The 15423-nt window shown below is 72.3% G+C and carries 18 protein-coding genes; 11 read left to right on the top strand and 7 right to left on the bottom strand.

Features of this window, described 5'->3' with window-relative positions; genetic code table 11:
• Positions 1-251 precede the first annotated feature (251 nt).
• The 3 genes from ACZ7MX_RS38475 to ACZ7MX_RS38465 all read left to right on the top strand — a co-directional run bounded on the left by ACZ7MX_RS38475 (position 252) and on the right by ACZ7MX_RS38465 (position 3987).
• A complete protein-coding gene (locus ACZ7MX_RS38475) occupies positions 252-1109 on the top strand; it encodes an RNA polymerase sigma factor SigF (RefSeq protein WP_472139208.1) in 858 nt (285 codons plus the stop codon).
• 193 nt (positions 1110-1302) lie between these two features.
• A complete protein-coding gene (locus ACZ7MX_RS38470; RefSeq protein WP_472139206.1) occupies positions 1303-1779 on the top strand; it encodes an SRPBCC family protein in 477 nt (158 codons plus the stop codon).
• Positions 1780-2049: 270 nt separating this feature from the next.
• Positions 2050-3987, top strand: a complete 1938-nt coding sequence (locus tag ACZ7MX_RS38465) for a M28 family peptidase (RefSeq protein ID WP_472139279.1) — start codon at positions 2050-2052, stop codon at positions 3985-3987.
• A 90-nt stretch (positions 3988-4077) separates the two neighbouring features.
• Here the strand turns inward: ACZ7MX_RS38465 and ACZ7MX_RS38460 are convergent, their stop codons facing one another.
• The gene (locus tag ACZ7MX_RS38460) at positions 4078-5082 is read right to left on the bottom strand and encodes an Lrp/AsnC family transcriptional regulator (protein WP_472139204.1); all 1005 of its coding nucleotides are present in this window, start codon (positions 5080-5082) and stop codon (positions 4078-4080) included.
• An 85-nt stretch (positions 5083-5167) separates the two neighbouring features.
• On the opposite strand from ACZ7MX_RS38460, the gene ACZ7MX_RS38455 reads away from it, so the two are divergent.
• Together ACZ7MX_RS38455 and ACZ7MX_RS38450 are read left to right on the top strand one after the other, a co-directional pair.
• Positions 5168-5683: a helix-turn-helix transcriptional regulator gene (locus ACZ7MX_RS38455; protein WP_472139202.1), complete on the top strand. Its 516-nt coding sequence runs from the start codon at positions 5168-5170 to the stop codon at positions 5681-5683.
• 199 nt (positions 5684-5882) lie between these two features.
• Complete coding sequence (locus ACZ7MX_RS38450) at positions 5883-6257, top strand: ArsR/SmtB family transcription factor (protein WP_472139200.1); 375 nt, start codon at positions 5883-5885, stop codon at positions 6255-6257.
• A 339-nt stretch (positions 6258-6596) separates the two neighbouring features.
• Here ACZ7MX_RS38450 and ACZ7MX_RS38445 read toward each other — a convergent pair whose 3' ends face one another.
• A complete protein-coding gene (locus tag ACZ7MX_RS38445; protein ID WP_472139198.1) occupies positions 6597-8009 on the bottom strand; it encodes an MFS transporter in 1413 nt (470 codons plus the stop codon).
• Positions 8010-8103: 94 nt separating this feature from the next.
• On the opposite strand from ACZ7MX_RS38445, the gene ACZ7MX_RS38440 reads away from it, so the two are divergent.
• The 5 genes from ACZ7MX_RS38440 to ACZ7MX_RS38420 all read left to right on the top strand — a co-directional run bounded on the left by ACZ7MX_RS38440 (position 8104) and on the right by ACZ7MX_RS38420 (position 10764).
• Complete coding sequence (locus tag ACZ7MX_RS38440; protein WP_472139197.1) at positions 8104-8775, top strand: TetR/AcrR family transcriptional regulator; 672 nt, start codon at positions 8104-8106, stop codon at positions 8773-8775.
• 27 nt (positions 8776-8802) lie between these two features.
• On the top strand, positions 8803-8946 hold the full coding sequence (locus ACZ7MX_RS38435; protein ID WP_472139195.1) for a hypothetical protein: 144 nt from the start codon (positions 8803-8805) through the stop codon (positions 8944-8946).
• Between the two features lie 80 nt (positions 8947-9026).
• Positions 9027-9368, top strand: coding sequence for a cupin domain-containing protein (locus ACZ7MX_RS38430; RefSeq protein WP_472139194.1), 342 nt, complete (start codon positions 9027-9029; stop codon positions 9366-9368).
• A 137-nt stretch (positions 9369-9505) separates the two neighbouring features.
• Positions 9506-10045, top strand: coding sequence for a DUF4232 domain-containing protein (locus ACZ7MX_RS38425; protein ID WP_472139192.1), 540 nt, complete (start codon positions 9506-9508; stop codon positions 10043-10045).
• Between the two features lie 74 nt (positions 10046-10119).
• Complete coding sequence (locus ACZ7MX_RS38420) at positions 10120-10764, top strand: LysE family translocator (RefSeq protein ID WP_472139190.1); 645 nt, start codon at positions 10120-10122, stop codon at positions 10762-10764.
• A gap of 29 nt (positions 10765-10793) precedes the next feature.
• Here ACZ7MX_RS38420 and ACZ7MX_RS38415 read toward each other — a convergent pair whose 3' ends face one another.
• The 3 genes from ACZ7MX_RS38415 to ACZ7MX_RS38405 all read right to left on the bottom strand — a co-directional run bounded on the left by ACZ7MX_RS38415 (position 10794) and on the right by ACZ7MX_RS38405 (position 12953).
• Positions 10794-11969 (bottom strand): MBL fold metallo-hydrolase, encoded by a 1176-nt coding sequence (locus tag ACZ7MX_RS38415; protein ID WP_472139188.1) that lies wholly within the window; start codon positions 11967-11969, stop codon positions 10794-10796.
• Positions 11970-12077: 108 nt separating this feature from the next.
• Complete coding sequence (locus ACZ7MX_RS38410) at positions 12078-12728, bottom strand: GNAT family N-acetyltransferase (protein ID WP_472139187.1); 651 nt, start codon at positions 12726-12728, stop codon at positions 12078-12080.
• A gap of 63 nt (positions 12729-12791) precedes the next feature.
• Complete coding sequence (locus tag ACZ7MX_RS38405; RefSeq protein ID WP_472139185.1) at positions 12792-12953, bottom strand: hypothetical protein; 162 nt, start codon at positions 12951-12953, stop codon at positions 12792-12794.
• Between the two features lie 329 nt (positions 12954-13282).
• Here ACZ7MX_RS38405 and ACZ7MX_RS38400 point away from each other — a divergent pair, with 329 nt between their 5' ends.
• On the top strand, positions 13283-14260 hold the full coding sequence (locus tag ACZ7MX_RS38400; RefSeq protein ID WP_472139183.1) for a carbohydrate kinase family protein: 978 nt from the start codon (positions 13283-13285) through the stop codon (positions 14258-14260).
• Here ACZ7MX_RS38400 and ACZ7MX_RS38395 read toward each other — a convergent pair.
• On the bottom strand, positions 14233-15138 hold the full coding sequence (locus tag ACZ7MX_RS38395) for an SAM-dependent methyltransferase (RefSeq protein ID WP_472139181.1): 906 nt from the start codon (positions 15136-15138) through the stop codon (positions 14233-14235). The two genes, ACZ7MX_RS38400 and ACZ7MX_RS38395, sit on opposite strands and share 28 nt — an antisense overlap.
• The gene (locus ACZ7MX_RS38390) at positions 15135-15416 is read right to left on the bottom strand and encodes a DUF397 domain-containing protein (protein ID WP_472139179.1); all 282 of its coding nucleotides are present in this window, start codon (positions 15414-15416) and stop codon (positions 15135-15137) included. The genes ACZ7MX_RS38395 and ACZ7MX_RS38390 overlap by 4 nt, the downstream gene beginning before the upstream one ends.
• Between the last annotated feature and the right edge of the window lie 7 nt (positions 15417-15423).

Raw genomic sequence — 15423 nt, 5'->3', positions numbered from 1 at the left:
GGCCCCGGCCCGCACCGACGGGCTTCTCTCCCAACCCGGGCGCCGCACCGACGGCCTCCCGTCCGGCCCGGGCCCCGCACCCTCGACTTCCCCCGACCGGGCCCCGCGCCGTTTCGGTGTCTTGGCCGGGCCGGGGCTTCCTGTTGTTGGCGCGTGACGTGGCGCCAGATCGGAAAGGATGCATGACTCTTGTTCCTCCGGGTAGGCGGCCGCTGCGGCGCCCGAGCCTGTCGGGTGCGCAGGAGGGCGTGATGACCACCGTCGTGAATGACACCGCAACCGAGCAGCACACCGAACTGACCGCGGATCTGCCGGAGGTGCCGTGCCCGAGTGCGGTGGCTCCCAGTGACGCGCGCGAATTCTCCAAGCTGTTCTTCGCGCGACTCCAGGAATACGAAGAGGGCACGCACGAGTACCAATACGTGCGCAACACGCTCATCGAGATGAACATGTCGATGGTGCGCTATGTGGCCCGCCGTTACCGCAGCCGTGGTGACGACATGGAAGACATCATCCAGGTCGGCACCATCGGGCTGATCAAGGCGATCGACCGTTTCGACCTCGCCCGTGGAGTCGAATTCTCCACCTTCGCCGTCCCCTACATCCTCGGGGAGATCAAGCGTTTCTTCCGCGACACCGGTTGGGCCGTGCACGTCCCCCGCCGTCTCCAGGAGCTGCGCAGCGAACTGGCCAAGGCGAAGGAACAATTGCACAACGAGCTCGACCGGGAGCCCACCGTCCGTGAACTCGCCGGTCATCTGGGCCTGTCGGAGGAGGAGATCATCGAGGGTCTGGTGGCCGCCAACGGCTACACCGCGGGCTCGCTCGACACCCCCACCGACCCCGACCCCGCCGACCAGCGCCGTCCGCTGGCCGATGTCCTCGGGGAGGAGGACCCGGGCCTGGAGACGGTCGAGGACCTCCACACCCTGGCACCGCTGCTGCAGACGCTCGACGACCGCGAACGCCGACTGATCGAGCTCCGGTTCGGACAGGAATTGACCCAGTCGGAGATCGGCGCGGAACTCGGCGTCTCCCAGATGCACGTGTCGCGGCTGCTGTCCCGCATTCTTTCCCGGCTACGCACCGGCATGCTCACCGATCGCTGACGCCGGACGCCAATTTCCTCCTCCCGGCTCCTACGGAAGCTCGGACCCACCGGGAACCCTCCAATCCCTTGAAATCCTTCACTGCCATGGGTAAGGGCGGTGGAGGCGGGTACCCGGTGGAGCGCCGGCCCGCTGCGGACCACGCACGCCGGGTCGCCGAATGGGAATATGCCACCACTGAGGAGGAGTGGACATGAGCACGGTGAAGGAGACGGTAGACGTCGAGGTCCCGGTCCGCACCGTCTACAACCAGTGGACGCAGTTCGAGGAGTTCCCGCAATTCATGGAGGGCGTCGAGGAGATCAGGCAACTCGACGACCGCCATAACCACTGGACCACCAAGATCGGTGGCATCCGGCGGGAATTCGACACCGAGATCATCGACCAGCTCCCGGACGAGCGGATCGCCTGGCGGACCACCGGCGGCGACACTCAGCAGAGGGGTGTGGTCAGCTTCCAGCGCCTGGACGACAGCCACACGCGGGTGCAGCTCGTGATGGAGGTCGAGCCGACCGGCACTGCGGAGAAGACCGCGGACATGGTCGGGCTGATCGACCGTCGCACCAAGGGTGATCTGCAGCGCTTCAAGAAGTACATCGAGCAGCGTGAGAGGGAGACCGGTGCCTGGCGCGGCCGAATCCGGCCGGGCGGCTCGGGACCCGTCGGCTGACGCGGCACAAAACGAACATTCCCGGAGGGGCGGCAGCGACCGCCCCTCCGGCGTTTCGGGGTTCCGGATTCCTGGTTCCGGATTCCGGGGTTCCGGCCTTTCTGCGTTCCGGCCTTTCTACGTTCCGGATTCCGGCGCTCCGGAGCTCCGCCGCTCCGATCCCCCCGCCGCTCCCCGAAAAGTGCCCGGATATCGGGCATCGCCTGCTGTTTTCCGACAAACACTGCTCCACCGCGGGACATCCGTTGACGTCAGGGCGTCGACGGTGTGATGGTACGGCCGCCATGCAGGGCATGGACATGCCCATCCCCCACTGGGCAACCCGCCGCCCGAACGGGCCCGGCGCATCCCCCATGCCTCCGGCCAACCCCTCACCCACCCCCTCAAGGAGCCCTGGTGTTACGAAGATTCGCGGTGACCGGCGCCTCCCTCGCCGTCACCCTCGCAGCCGCGCTGCTCACCGCAGCCCCCGTCTCCGCCGCACCCGTCGCACCCGTCGCATCCGCCGCACCCACCCCGACAGCACGCGCCACCACCGCCACCCTCACCTCCCCCGCCCTTGGCGCTCTCGTCGCCGATGACGCCCCCGATATCGACGTCGCCAAGGTCCAGGCGCACCTGAGCGAGCTCAACGCCATCGCGAACCGCAACGGCGGCACCCGTAAATCCAGCGGTCAGGGCTACCGGGACTCCGTCGCCTACGTCAAGGGCCGTCTGCAGGCGGCCGGTTACACCGTCACCGAGCAGCCCTGCACCTCCGGCTGCGCCAGTGGGGCCGGGCCCAACCTGATCGCCGAGTGGCCGCAGGGGGACACCTCGTCGGTGTACATGTTCGGCTCGCACCTCGACAGCGTCGGGGCCGGGCCCGGCATCAATGACAACGGCTCCGGTTCGGCGGCCCTCCTGGAGACCGCCCTCACCCTCGCGGAGCACCACCCGGCGATGGCGGCCCGGGCCCGGTTCGCCTGGTGGACGGACGAGGAGCAGGGCCTCAACGGCTCGGACTTCTACGTCGGTTCGCTCTCCTCCGCCGAGCGGTCCCGGATCAAGGCGTACTACAACTTCGACATGATCGCCTCGCCCAACGGCGGCTACTTCATCAACCACCTCACCTCCGCCGCCGCCCAGCCGATGAAGACGTACTGGGACTCGCTCGGTCTCCAGCCCGAGGAGAACACCGAAGGCGCCGGCCGGTCCGACGACTACTCCTTCGAGCAGGCCGGCATCCCGACCTCCGGGTACGCGATGGGCGCCGGCGCCCGGAAGACCTCCGCGCAGGCGGCGAAGTGGGGCGGCACCGCCAACCGCGCCTATGACTCCTGCTACCACCAGGCGTGTGACACCACCGCCAACATCAACGCCACCGGACTCGACCGCAGTGTCGACGGCATCGCGTCCACGCTGTGGAAGCTCGCCGTCGCCCGCTCCACCCCCGCGAACGACTTCTCGCTGACCGCCACCCCCGCCTCCGGCAGCGTCGCCCCGGGTGAGTCCCTCACCGCGACGATCGCCACCCAGACCACCAGCGGCGCCGCCCAGACGGTGGCGCTCTCGGCGTCCGGCGCTCCGGCGGGCGTGACCGTCTCGTTCAGCCCCGGCTCGGTGACCAGCGGTGCGAGCTCCACGATGACCGTGGCCGCCGCGGCATCCACCGCCCCCGGCACCTATCCCCTGACGGTCACCGGCACCGGCTCCGGCGCCGGGGCGGTCACCCACACCACCTCCTTCTCCCTGACGGTCAAGGGCGCCGGAGGATGCACCGCCGGGCAGCTGCTCGCCAACGGCGGCTTCGAGAACGGCACTTCACCCTGGACCGGTGACACCGGCACGATCGGCGCCCACACGGGGCAGTCCGCCCACGGCGGCAGCCGGTTCGCCTGGCTCGGCGGCTACGGCTACACCGCGACCGACACCCTCAGCCAGTCGCTGACCGTGCCCGCAGGATGCAGCAGGGCGACGCTGACGTACTGGCTGCACATCGACACCGCGGAGTCCGGCAACACCGCCTATGACACCTTCCGGGTCAAGGTCGGTGACAAGGTCCTGACGAGCTCGTCCAACACCGACGCGGCCCCCGGCTACGCCCAGCACACCGTGGACCTCAGCCCCTACGTCGGGCAGCGGATCACGCTCACCTTCACCGCCACCGAGGACGCCGGCCTCCAGACCAGCTTCGTCCTCGACGACACGTCCCTCCAGGTCTCCTGAAGTCCGCAGGTGCCCTGAAGGCCGCAGGTCTCCTGACGGCCACCGGGCCTCCGGGAAGCACCACCCACCCACACCCGCCCGCTGCGCAGGTCAGCGGGCGGGACGGGGAAGCAGGGTGCCGGCCCGCTTCACCGTGCGGATGACCGGCGCCGTCTCGATCGAGCGGATCGCGTCCAGTGCGGCGATCCGCTCGGTCAGATACCGCGCGAGGTCCACGGAGTCCCGGCAGTTCACGGCCGCGAGCAGATTCGTCGGCCCGGTGGTCAGCGCCACCAGGGACACCTCGGGGTGCTCGGCCATCGCCGAGGCCACCGCGGTGAGCCGGGACGGCCGTACGGACATCCACAGGCGCGCCTCGGCGCGGAAGCCGAGGGCGGCGGGCGGCACGTCGACGAGGAAGGTGAGCACGCCGGCCCGGCGCAGCGCGGCCACCCGCCGGCGCACGGTCGACTCGGACCGGCCCGTGGCGGCCGCGAGTTCGGGGTAGCCGGCCCGTCCGTCCCGCGCCAGCACGTCGAACAGCGGCCGGTCGGCCGGCCCGACCAGGCCCCCGGCCTCCCCGGCCGCGTCTTCGGCGCCGTCCTCGAGCGGTCCGGGCGGGGCCAGCAGCGCCGTCTGCTCGCGGGTGAGGCGCGCGGGGCCGGCCCAGTCGTTGGGCAACGCGTAGTGGTCCAGCAGGAGATGGGCGGAAACGGAGGTGACCCGGGCGGTCCTGGGCAGCTTGTGCAGGAGGAGGGCCTCGCTCTCGTCGGTGGTGGGCGTCTGGGCGCTGCACGAGATCTCGGTACCGCCGGAGAGCAGGTGGACGTACGAGGTGTCGGTGCGGGCGGCGAGCGCCGCGGCGATGGGCCCCGCCGCGTCCGGTGTGCACTGCAGCCGGATCGTCCAGGCGTGGTGGCCGAGCCGGGCGCCGTTGAGCGTGCCGGCCACGCGGAGGGTCCCGGCGGAGCGCAGTCGGCGGTAGCGGCGGGCGACGGTGCTCTCGGACACCCCGAGCGCCTCCCCGATGAGCCGGAACGGCGCCCGCCCGTCGATCTGCAGCGCATGCACCAGCCCGTGGTCCACGTCGTCCAGGGTGCTGGTTCCCGTCTTCATGAGGGACGAGTGTGCCAGCTTCCGGCGGCTGGACGGCCGCGGTGACCAGCCTCGCCCTCCCGTTCCGACCCGGTACGGTCGCGGCATGGATGTCGCCCGGTTGACCACGCCCTCGTTCCTCGTGCTCGGCATCGTCGACACGCTGGGCGAGGCCAGTCCGTACGACGTGAAGGTCGAGGCCGCGCGCACGGTGGCGCCGTTCTGGTCGATGCCGCATGCGCAGGTGTACGCGCAGTGCGACCGGCTGGTGGCGGCGGGACTGCTGTCGGAGGTGCGGCAATCGGGCGGGCGGAACCGGCGCCTGATGCGGCTGACCGACGCGGGCCACGAGGCGCTGGCGGACTGGCTCGCCGACCCGGCCTTCGTGCCCGTCGAGGCGCGGGAGCGCGGCATTCTGAAGCTGTGGTTCGGGGCGCGGCCGGAGGTGCTCGCGCCGGTGCAGCTCACCGCGCACCACCGCACGCTCGCGGACTACGAGGAACTGGCCGAGGACGTGGGCGAGTTGCTGACCCGCGGGCAGCGCGAGGCGCTGGAGTTCGGTATCCGCTACGAACGGATGATGGTGGATTTCTGGCAGTGGGTGGAGCAGCGCGGGGAGTGAGGCCGCCGCGCGCCCGTTGACCGGGTTGCTGAGAGGGGCACCATCGGCCACCGTCTGCCGACCCGCGACCCGGCCCCCGGCCCTGAGCGGGACCGCGGGTGGGGCGTACCTGGTCGCCGTGGCCCCCTGACCGGCGGCACCTACACTGACCCGGTCGGGACGGGAACGGCGTCCCACCAGGGGGACGGAGACGGCAGTGGTGGGACGCGGCAAGGGGGACGGCGGCGCGGTGGACGACCCGGCCGCCGAGGTGCTGGGCGAGGCGGCCGCGGTGTTCGGACTGCTGGCCGCTCCCCCGCGGCTGCACATCGTGTGGGCGCTGACGCAGGGCGAACGCGATGTGAGCGGGCTCGCGGAGCGGATCGGCGGGGCGCTGCCGGCGGTCAGCCAGCATCTGACGAAGCTGAAGCTCGCCGGTCTGGTGCGCTCGCGCCGGGAGGGTCGCCGGGTCGTGTACGTCGTCGACGACCCCGATGTCGTGGCGGTGGTGCGCCTGTTGTTCGACCGGCTGGACGCCCGGCGCGGCGGCCGGCCCGCGGTCGCCCCGGCGGACCTGCGGTCCTTCGGCGCCTGAGACCACGGGCCCGGGACCACCGCGACACCGGGCGGCGGCCCCCTCCCGTGCGGGCGGCCGGCCGTACGCGCCCGCACGGCGCGCGGGTGCAAGTGGTCCGTCCGCCCTCGCGCAGCGCGCGGCCCGGCCGCCGGCCGGCCCGGTCCACCTCGCCGTCACCGCCCTCGCCGTCATCGGCCTCCTGCTCCCCCTGCCCCCCGTGGCCGCCACCCTGGACATGTCCGCCCCGCCACCGCTGTACTCCGCACTCCTCGCCGCGGTCCTCACCCTCTACGCCGTCACCCTCCCCGCGGCGGGACGGCGCTACGTGTGAGCCCCTCCGCGAGCACCCGGACCGGCTCAGCCGGCGGCGCGGGACGGGCTCGGCCGGGGGATGCAGAAGAGGGCGAGGGTGGCGGCCGTCAGATAGGCGGTGGCACCGATGGCCATGCTGATCCGCAGGCCGGTGGTGAAGCCGGCGGTGCCGGCCAGCAGGGAGCCTCCCAGCGCGACGCCGGCGGCGCTGCCGACCTGGCGGGTGGTGTTGAACAGAGCCGAGGCGGTGCCGGCGTAGGTGTCGGGGGCGGCCGCCATCACGGTGGCCGTTGATCCGGTGAGGGCGAAGGACGTGCCGAAGCCCGCCGCCATCATCGGCGCCACCAGCAGGACGTAGTCCGGGTTCTGTCCCGCGGCGGCCCAGCCGGCCAGCCCCGCCGATCCCAGGAGCATGCCGGTCACCACGAGGGGCCGGTGTCCGGTGCGGCGTGCCAGTCGTCCGGACAGGACGGAGGCGAACATCGTCATGGCCACGGCCGGGAAGAGGGCGAGCCCGGTGCGCAGTGCGGTCAGACCGCGGTGGTGCTGGAAGGAGAGGCTGGCGGTGAAGATCATGCCGTAGAAGGCGAAGTTGAACAGCAGGCCGATGGCCGCCGCCCCGCTCATCGGGCGGGAGCGCAGCAGTCGCAGGGGCAGCACGGGGGTGCGGGCGAGGTGTTCGCGCAGCACGAATCCGGCGGCTGTCAGGAGGCACAGGCCGGCTCCGGTGAGGATCAGGGGGTCCGTCCAGCCGCGCCGTCCCGCCTCGTTGAGGACGGCGGTCAGCAGGGCCACCGTCGCGATCAGCGCGCACTGCGCCGGCCAGTCGAGGGGGCGGTCCGCACGCCGCGCAGAAACGGCCACATGACGGAGCGTCAGCAGCAAGCAGAGGCATCCGACGGGCAGGTTGAGGAAGAACACCCAGCGCCAGCCCACGGTGGTCACCAGCAGACCGCCGAGGAGCGGACCGGCGGAGGCGGCGATGCCGGCCATGGAGCCCCAGAGGCCGAAGGCCCGGGAGCGCTCGGCGGGTGAGGGATACGCCTGCTGGAGGAGCGCGAGGGAACCGGGCACGATCAGTGCCGCGCCGAGTCCTTCGCACAGCCGGGCGGCGACCAGAAACCCGGCGCTCCGGGCCAGCCCGCAGCCGGCCGAGGCGACGGTGAACACCACCACCCCGGTGCAGAAGATCCGGCGGTTGCCCAGCCGGTCCCCCAGCGCGCCGCCGGTGAGCAGCAGGCCGGCGAAGACCAGGGTGTAGCCGTCCGTGATCCACTGGATGCCGGTGAGCGAGGCCGACAGCTCCCGCCCCACCACCGGTACGGCGACGTTGATCACGGTCACGTCCAGGATGACCATGAAGTAGCCCGCACAGACCGCGAGAAGCGGGGCCAGCGACCGGCTCGGAACCGCGGGCCGGTCCGGTCGATCGGCCTGAGGCCCACCGGCACGCACCATGGCGACACGGTATTCCCGGGACGCCCACCCCCTGGCTTGAACGGTCCGGCGGCGCGCCGAAACACCGACCGGTGCAACTCCTCCACTCACTCCCATGTCCCTCCCCACCCCCGCCCGTCGCGGCGGGCTGCCCGACAAGCGACGGGCCATTGCGCAGGCCGCGCGCCTGGTGTTCGGCCGTGAGGGGTACGCCCGGGCCGGGGTCGATGTGATCGCCGCCGAGGCGGGCGTCTCCAAGCGCACCCTCTACAACCACTTCGCGGACAAGGAGCAGTTGTTCCTCTCCGTGGCCCTCGAAGGCGCCGACGCGGTCACCGACGCCGTGCGCGTCCTGATGGAGCGGCATCTGCGGAAGATCGTGGATCTGGAGGAGGACCTGACCGCCTTCTGCCTGGCGCGGGCGCAGGCGGTGACCGAGTTCCCCGAGCACTTCGCGCTGGTCCGCTCGATCCACGCGGAGGTGACCCGGCTGCCCGCCGCCGTGCTGGAGAAGTGGAGGGCGCACGGCCCGCCCTCCGCCCACCAGCGTCTCGCGCCCTATCTGCAGAGGATCGCCGACCGCGGGCTGCTCGTCCTCGACGACGCGGAGCGGGCGGCGAACCGGCTCAACACGCTCACCATGAACGACGTGCTGATCCGCTCGTTCTACGGCGCCCTCCCCCTCCCGGAGCCGACCCTCCGGGACATCGTCACCGACGGCGTACGCGACTTCCTGTGCCTCTACGCCCCGCCGAAGACTCCCCCGCTGTCCCGAGAACCGTCCTGACCTCGCATCCCTTTCCGACGAGCACCCATGACGTTCTTGTCGCCCGACTATCCCGAGATCCGCTACCCGCACGACGAGGGTGAGATCAGCGCGACCTTCCGGCCGGCCGGCACACCGCCGGACTACACCGCGCCCGGCGGCAACACCTACCACTACCTGTCGACCGGCTGACGACGGACGGGCTCTTCGGGCTCTACCAGAACCGCATGGGGCCGGCGGTGGGCGGCACCAGTCCGCATTTCCACAAAACGATGTCCGAGTCGTTCTACGTGCTGTCGGGGGAGATACACGTCTTCGACGGCGAGCGCTGGTTCGACGCGTCGCGGGGCGATTACCTCTCCATCCCTCCGGGCGGGGTGCACTCGTTCGGGAACATTTCCGGTGAACCGGCCGAATTCCTGATGCTGTTCGCTCCCGGCGCGGCGCGCGAGGGGTATTTCGAGGGCCTCGCCGAGGTGGCGGGCATGACCGGCGAGGAACGCGCCGACTTCTTCCTCCGGCACGACAGCTTCTTCACCGACATGACCAAGGGGCCGGCGGCGGACTCCTGGGAGGACCGGGCCGCCCTCCGCACATCGTTCAAGACCCGCTGAAAGTCCCACCCTGACGGGACGGAGTGCACCGCCGCCGGAGAGATCTTCCTCACGAGCACCGCGGTCCCGGGCAACCGACCGCGCGTCAAACCCCTCCTTACACGGCAGGGAAAGAATTCGTGAGGAATGGGGGAGCCGTGCGGCGGCGTTCACTTCTCGCGGCGACATCGGCCGCGCTCGTACTGACCGTCTCCGCCGGTCTCGGCCTGACCGGCTGCGGTTCGCCGCGCATGGCGGCGTTGCACGCCAACTGCACCACCAAGGGCCTGCGGTGGAAGCTCACCGTGCTCAAGAAGCCGGCACACAGCACGCACCGTAACGCCCGGCTGACGATCGTCAACAAAACGTCCCGGCCGTGCGTCTTCGGCGGCTACCCGTTCTTCGAGGTGCACGTCGGCAAGGGGCCCCTGGCCGACGGCAAGGGCCGCGGCTCGGTCCCGCCGCCCATCGACCTGCGCGCCGGCGGCACGGTGACGACGGGCCTGCGCTACCAGGATTCCGAGCCCGGCGACCCGTCCGGCGAGTGTCTGGTCAGCAATGTGGAGGCGACGGTGGCCGCACCGCACGACCCCGCCCAGCGGTCCATAACCGCCCGGGACGAGTCCGGCCGGCGCTCTCTGCTGAACGTCTGCGACACCACGGTGTGGATGAGCCCGCCCAAGGAAACGGCCGAGTAGCGCGGGATCTTCCAGGCCCCCGGCCTCGTGCGGGGCCGGTCGCGGCTGGTTCAATGGCCGCCGAGGTGAGGAATATGGTGTCGGCCGACCGGCTGTTGGCGTTCGCGGTGATGTCGCTGTTGGTGATCGTGATTCCGGGTCCGAGCGTGCTCTTCGTGATCGGGCGGGCCTTGGCGCACGGCCGCCGGACCGCGCTGGCCACGGTCCTGGGCAATGTGCTCGGTTCGTACCTGCTGGTGGCCGCGGTGGCGTTCGGTCTCGGGGCGCTGGTCGAGCGGTCCGCCGCGGTTTTCCTGGCCGTGAAGCTGGCCGGTGCGGCCTACCTCGTCTTCCTCGGCGTGCAGGCGTTCCGGCACCGCAAGGACATGAAGATCGCCGCCGTGCAGCCGGCCGGGCCGCGGGCCCGCGGCGATCTGCGGACGGTCGCCGACGGCGTGCTCGTCGGCTGCACCAACCCCAAGGGGATCGTCTTCTTCGCGGCCGTACTCCCCCAGTTCGTGGACCAGGCGGCGGGCGGGCTGCCCGCCCAGATGCTCGTACTGGGCCTGGTGCCGATCGGCATCGGCCTGATCACGGACACGGTGTGGGGGCTCACCGCCTCGGCGGCCCGCAGCTGGTTCGCCCGGTCCGAGCGCCGGCTGTCGCTGATCGGCGGCGCGGGCGGCTTCGCGATGATCGGCCTCGGGGTGACGGTGGCGGCGACCGGACGCGCGGACTGACCGGCGCCCGGTGCCGCAGACCGCCCCGCTCAGCGGTCCGCCGCGAGATCGGCCTCCACGGCCGGGGGCGCCACCGGCGGCCAGGCCGGCCAGCCGTGGACCGGCGGCACCGCGATCGCCCGCCACCAGGGATAGCCGGCCGGCGGCCCGGCCGGCTCGAACGGCTCACCCGGTCTGGGGTGGACGGTGGTCACCCCGGCCTTCCGGCCGGCGCTCAGCGTCCATTCGGCCGGCTCGGCCCACGGGTGCGGGGCGAGGTTGAAGGTGCCCCAGTGGATCGGCAGCATGACGCCGGTCGGTGCGCCGCCCTGGAGGTCCAGATGGGACCGGACGCCCTCGGCCGGGTCCATGTGGATGTCCGGCCAGAACTCGCTGTAGGCGCCGATCTGGATCATCGTCGCGTCGAACGGGCCGTGCGCCGCGCCGATCTCCGCGAAGCCGGGGAAGTAGCCGGTGTCGCCGCTGTGGAAGATGCGGTGTCCGGGACCGGCGACGACCCAGGAGGCCCAGAGGGTGTGCTGCGGACCGCGCAGGCCGCGGCCGCAGAAGTGCTGGGCCGGGGTGGCGGTGAGGGTGAGGTCGCCGACACGGGTGGACTCGTGCCAGTCCAGCTCGGTGATCCGCTCCGCGGGCACGCCCCAGAATTCCAGGTCGGCGCCGACGCCCAGCGGGACGACGAAGACCGCGCCGGTGCGGATCAGCCCCTGGATCGTGGGCATGTCGAGGTGGTCGTAGTGGTCGTGGGAGATCACCACGGCGTCGACCGGGTCCAGCTCGGCCAGCTCGACGGGCATCGGGTGCATCCGCTTCGGGCCCGCCCAGGTGAACGGCGAGCAGCGCTCCCCCCACACCGGGTCGAAGAGCACCCGCCGCCCGTCGATCTCCGCCAGTACGGTCGAATGCCCCATCCACGTCAGCCGTAGTCCGGACGCGGGCGGAACGGCGAGCTCCGCCGTCGGGCGGAGCACCGGGATCCGGCCGACCGGGGCCCGGCGCAGCCGCCCCTCGCGGTTCAGCTGGGTGCGCGCCATCGGCAGCGCGGAGCCGTCGAGCAGCTGCCGGGTCTGCACCGGGTTGCGGAACTGGCCGTCCACGAACTGCGGCGACCTGCGTATCCGGGCCAGCCGCTCGCCCGTGGGCCGGGCGCCGAAGCTCGCGGGACGCAGCGCGGACAGTCGGGTACGGCGGGATCGGGAACCGGGCACGGCACCTCCATGGTCGGGGCGGTCGCGAAGTGAACGGGCCACGGGACCGGTGGGTTCCGCCGGCGCCCCGCCCACTTCGGGCCTCCACCTCAACGCCGTGGCCGCATCTCACATTCCGTGACCGGCCCCTTCCCTGGAGTCGAATACCAGTACGACATGATCCTCCACCGCCCGGTACCCCACCCTTCGGTAGAGCGCATTACTGGTGGCATTGGCGAGGTCCGCGAACAGCACCACCTCCTGGGCACCGAAGGACCGCGCGGCCGCCGACACCGCCGCGGTGACCGCCCCGCCGAAGCCGCGCCCGCGCAGCTCGGGCGGGGTGTGGACGGGGGCGACCCGGGCCATGCCGGCCAGCGTCCGGGTGACGCAGGCCATCGAGACCGGGCGGCCTCGGTACTCCCACAGCAGACAGCGGCCGCCCGCGATCCGCTCGTCGAGCGCACGGGCGTCACGCGGCGGCGGATCCCCGATCTCGGCGGCGAATGCCGCGAACCGGTCGATGAGCAGGTCCCGGTCCGCGGGGGTGGCGGGGCGGGCGGCGCCGGGTGGTGCGGGGCGCGGAGGAGTCAGTTCCGCGAGCCGGTGGAGGCGGTGCCGGGCGGCGGTACGGACCGTGCCGCCGTGCCGTTGCTGCCAGGCGGCGGCGAACGCCTCGGCGGCGGGCCGAGCGCCGTTCACCCCGGCAGGCCGGGGCCGCTCGCGCGCCAGTACGTCGGCCAGCGCGGCAGCCGCGTCGTCCGGTATCGGTGAGAGCACGACCGGCCGTGGTGGGGTCCAGAGGAACGCGGCCGCGGCCTCCCGCCGTCCGGCCGGCCGCCACTATCCGTACACCGGGGCCTCGTCCCCGTACGCGTCGGGGCCGATCGTCCGCAGGGCCGAGGCCGCCGAGAGCAGCACCGTGTGTGCGGCCGGCCGGCCGCGCAGGAACTCCCCCGTGGCCGCCTCGAACGCGTCAGGGTTCCGGGTCGTGGTCCACGTCATGCCTCAGCGTGGCGCGCGGGCGCCCGGTGGTGCAGCCGGTTTTCGCAACCGGGCGGGCGGGGCCGCAAGGCAGACGCCCCAAGGGTGCCGGAGCGGCGCGGCGCCGTACGGGAGTCCTCCGCCGAGCCCCCGCCCGCACCCGCTCCGCACCGGTCACGGTGCACCGGCGGGCGTCTTGCACGTCGTTTCCCCCCTCGTGCCACCGCTGTCCCTGACATCCCGATTTCGGGCGGGGCTGCGTCTAGACTCCCGGCAGCGGACACAACTGGTCCGCAAACGGTCTCACCAGCAAGGGATTCGTCTCACCAGCAAGGGATGCAGGGACGCTTGTGACATTCCAGCAGGTATCCGAGCCGTATGACGCATATGACGTACTCGTGGTGGGCGGGTCGGGGGTGGACACCATCGTGCCGGTCGGCGCGCTGCCCGTACCGCCCGCCGACTCCCACCCGGTCGCGCCCATCAGGGAATGGGCCGGCCATACCGGAACCGGTGTCGCGCTGGGCTGCGCGGCGCTCGGACTGACCACCGGATTCGTGGACTTCATCGGCGACGACCCGCCCGGGGCCCTGGTCCGCGAGCGGCTGGCCGGCACCGGTGTGGACTTCCGTCCGCTGGTCTCACCGCACGGCACCCGGCGCGCGGTCAACCTCGTCGCCCCCGACGGCCGCCGGATGTCCTTCTACGACGGGCGCGACCCGCTCGACCTGCGGATGCCGCCGGAGCACTACCTGCCGGTGCTGCGCCGGGCCCGGCACGTGCATCTGTCGATCACCCACTTCGCCCGCTTCCTCTACGACGACATCGAGGCGCTCGGCCTTCCGGTCTCCACCGATCTGCACGACTGGGACGGTCTGACGGACCACCACCGGGAGTTCGCCTTCCGGTCGGACCTGGTGTTCCTGAGCACGGCGGGGGCGGGCGAGCGGATCGGGCAGGTGATGCGGGAGATCCTGCGGCAGGGCCGGGCGCAGGCGGTCGTGGCGACGGCCGGCGCGGGCGGCGCGTATCTGCTCACGCCCGACGACCGGACCCCGCGGCCGGTGCCGGCCGCGGTGCCGCCGGGCCCCGTCGTGGACAGCAACGGCGCCGGCGACGCCTTCGTCTGCGGCTTCCTGTACGGCCGGCGGGCGGGCCGGCAGCTGGAGGAGTGCGCGCGCCTGGGTGCGGTCGCGGGGGCGTACGCGTGCACCGCGCCGGGCACCCACACCGCCCTCGTCGGGCCGGAGGGCCTGCGCGGTGTCGTGCCCGGGCCTGCGACGGCGGCCGAGCCGGCCGGTCAGTCCTTGCGGCCGACCCCGCCGTAGAAGACGGTGTTGTTCAGTTCCTCGGCACCGGGTACCGGTCCGTCCGGCCGCCACAGCGGGACGCGGACCACGCCCGGGTCGAGGAGGGTGAACGGCCCGAAGAGCGGCTCGATGCCGGCCTTGGAGCGCAGGTTGAGGCTGGCGGTGGCGCTCTTGTAGACGTCCTCCACGCCCGCCCGGGCGACCTCGTCGGTACGGCCGCCCGGGTAGCCCTCGTAGGGTTCGCCGGTGGCGTGCGACAGGACGAGGTGGCTGCCGGCGGGGAGCGCCTCGGCGAGGGTGGCGATCACGCCGGCCGGGTCCTCGGCGTCCCGGAGGAAGTGCAGGACGGCGACGAGCAGCAGCGCCACGGGTTGGTCGAAGTCGATCAGCTCACGGACGACGGGATGGTCCAGGATCGCCTTGGGGTCGCGGACGTCGCCGAGCACGAAGCCGGTCTGCGCCGCGTTGGTGAGCCGGGCCCCGGCGTGGGTGGCGACGATCGGGTCGTTGTCGACGTAGACGACCCGGCAGTCGGGGGCGGCCTCGCGGGCCACCTGGTGGGTGTTGGGCGAGGTCGGGATGCCGGTGCCGAGGTCGATGAGCTGGCGGACGCCGGCGCCGACGACGGTACGCACCGCGCGTCGCAGGAAGGCGCGGTTGGCGCGGGCGCTGAGCCGTACCTGGGGGTGCACCTCGATGACGCGGTCGGCGGCCACCCGGTCGACCTCGTAGTTGTCCCAGCCGCCGAGGTAGTAGTCGTACATCCGGGCCGGGTGCGGCCGGCCGGTGTCGATCTCCTCGGCGGTGAAGCCGGTGTGCTCGGGGCCGGGGGCGTAGGGCCCGAAGTCCGGGACCTCGAAGTCCGGGCCGTCCGGCGGGAGTTGCTGCCCGCTCATGCCGTCCTCCGCTCGCCGCACCGGCCGGCCGGTGCCGCGGTGAGCAGGAAGTCGGCGTGGCCGGCCTTGGCGCCCTCGATGAAGCTGACCATCTCGCGGTGGGTGTAGATCAGCGCCGGGCCGTCCGGGTCGGTGGACTGGCGCAGGGCGATCCGGCCGTCCCCCAGCCGCATGGCCTCGACGCACTCGCCACCGTTTCCGCCGCTCCACGGTTTGTGCCAGCCCTCTGTGCCCAGTTCTTTGGCGGGCATGCCGTTGTAGATGCGTATGCGATCCATGGGGGGT

Source organism: Streptomyces sp. NPDC107765 (genome assembly GCF_055657085.1).
Note: the sequence above shows the minus strand (reverse complement) of the source record. Positions and strands in the feature narration are given on the sequence as shown.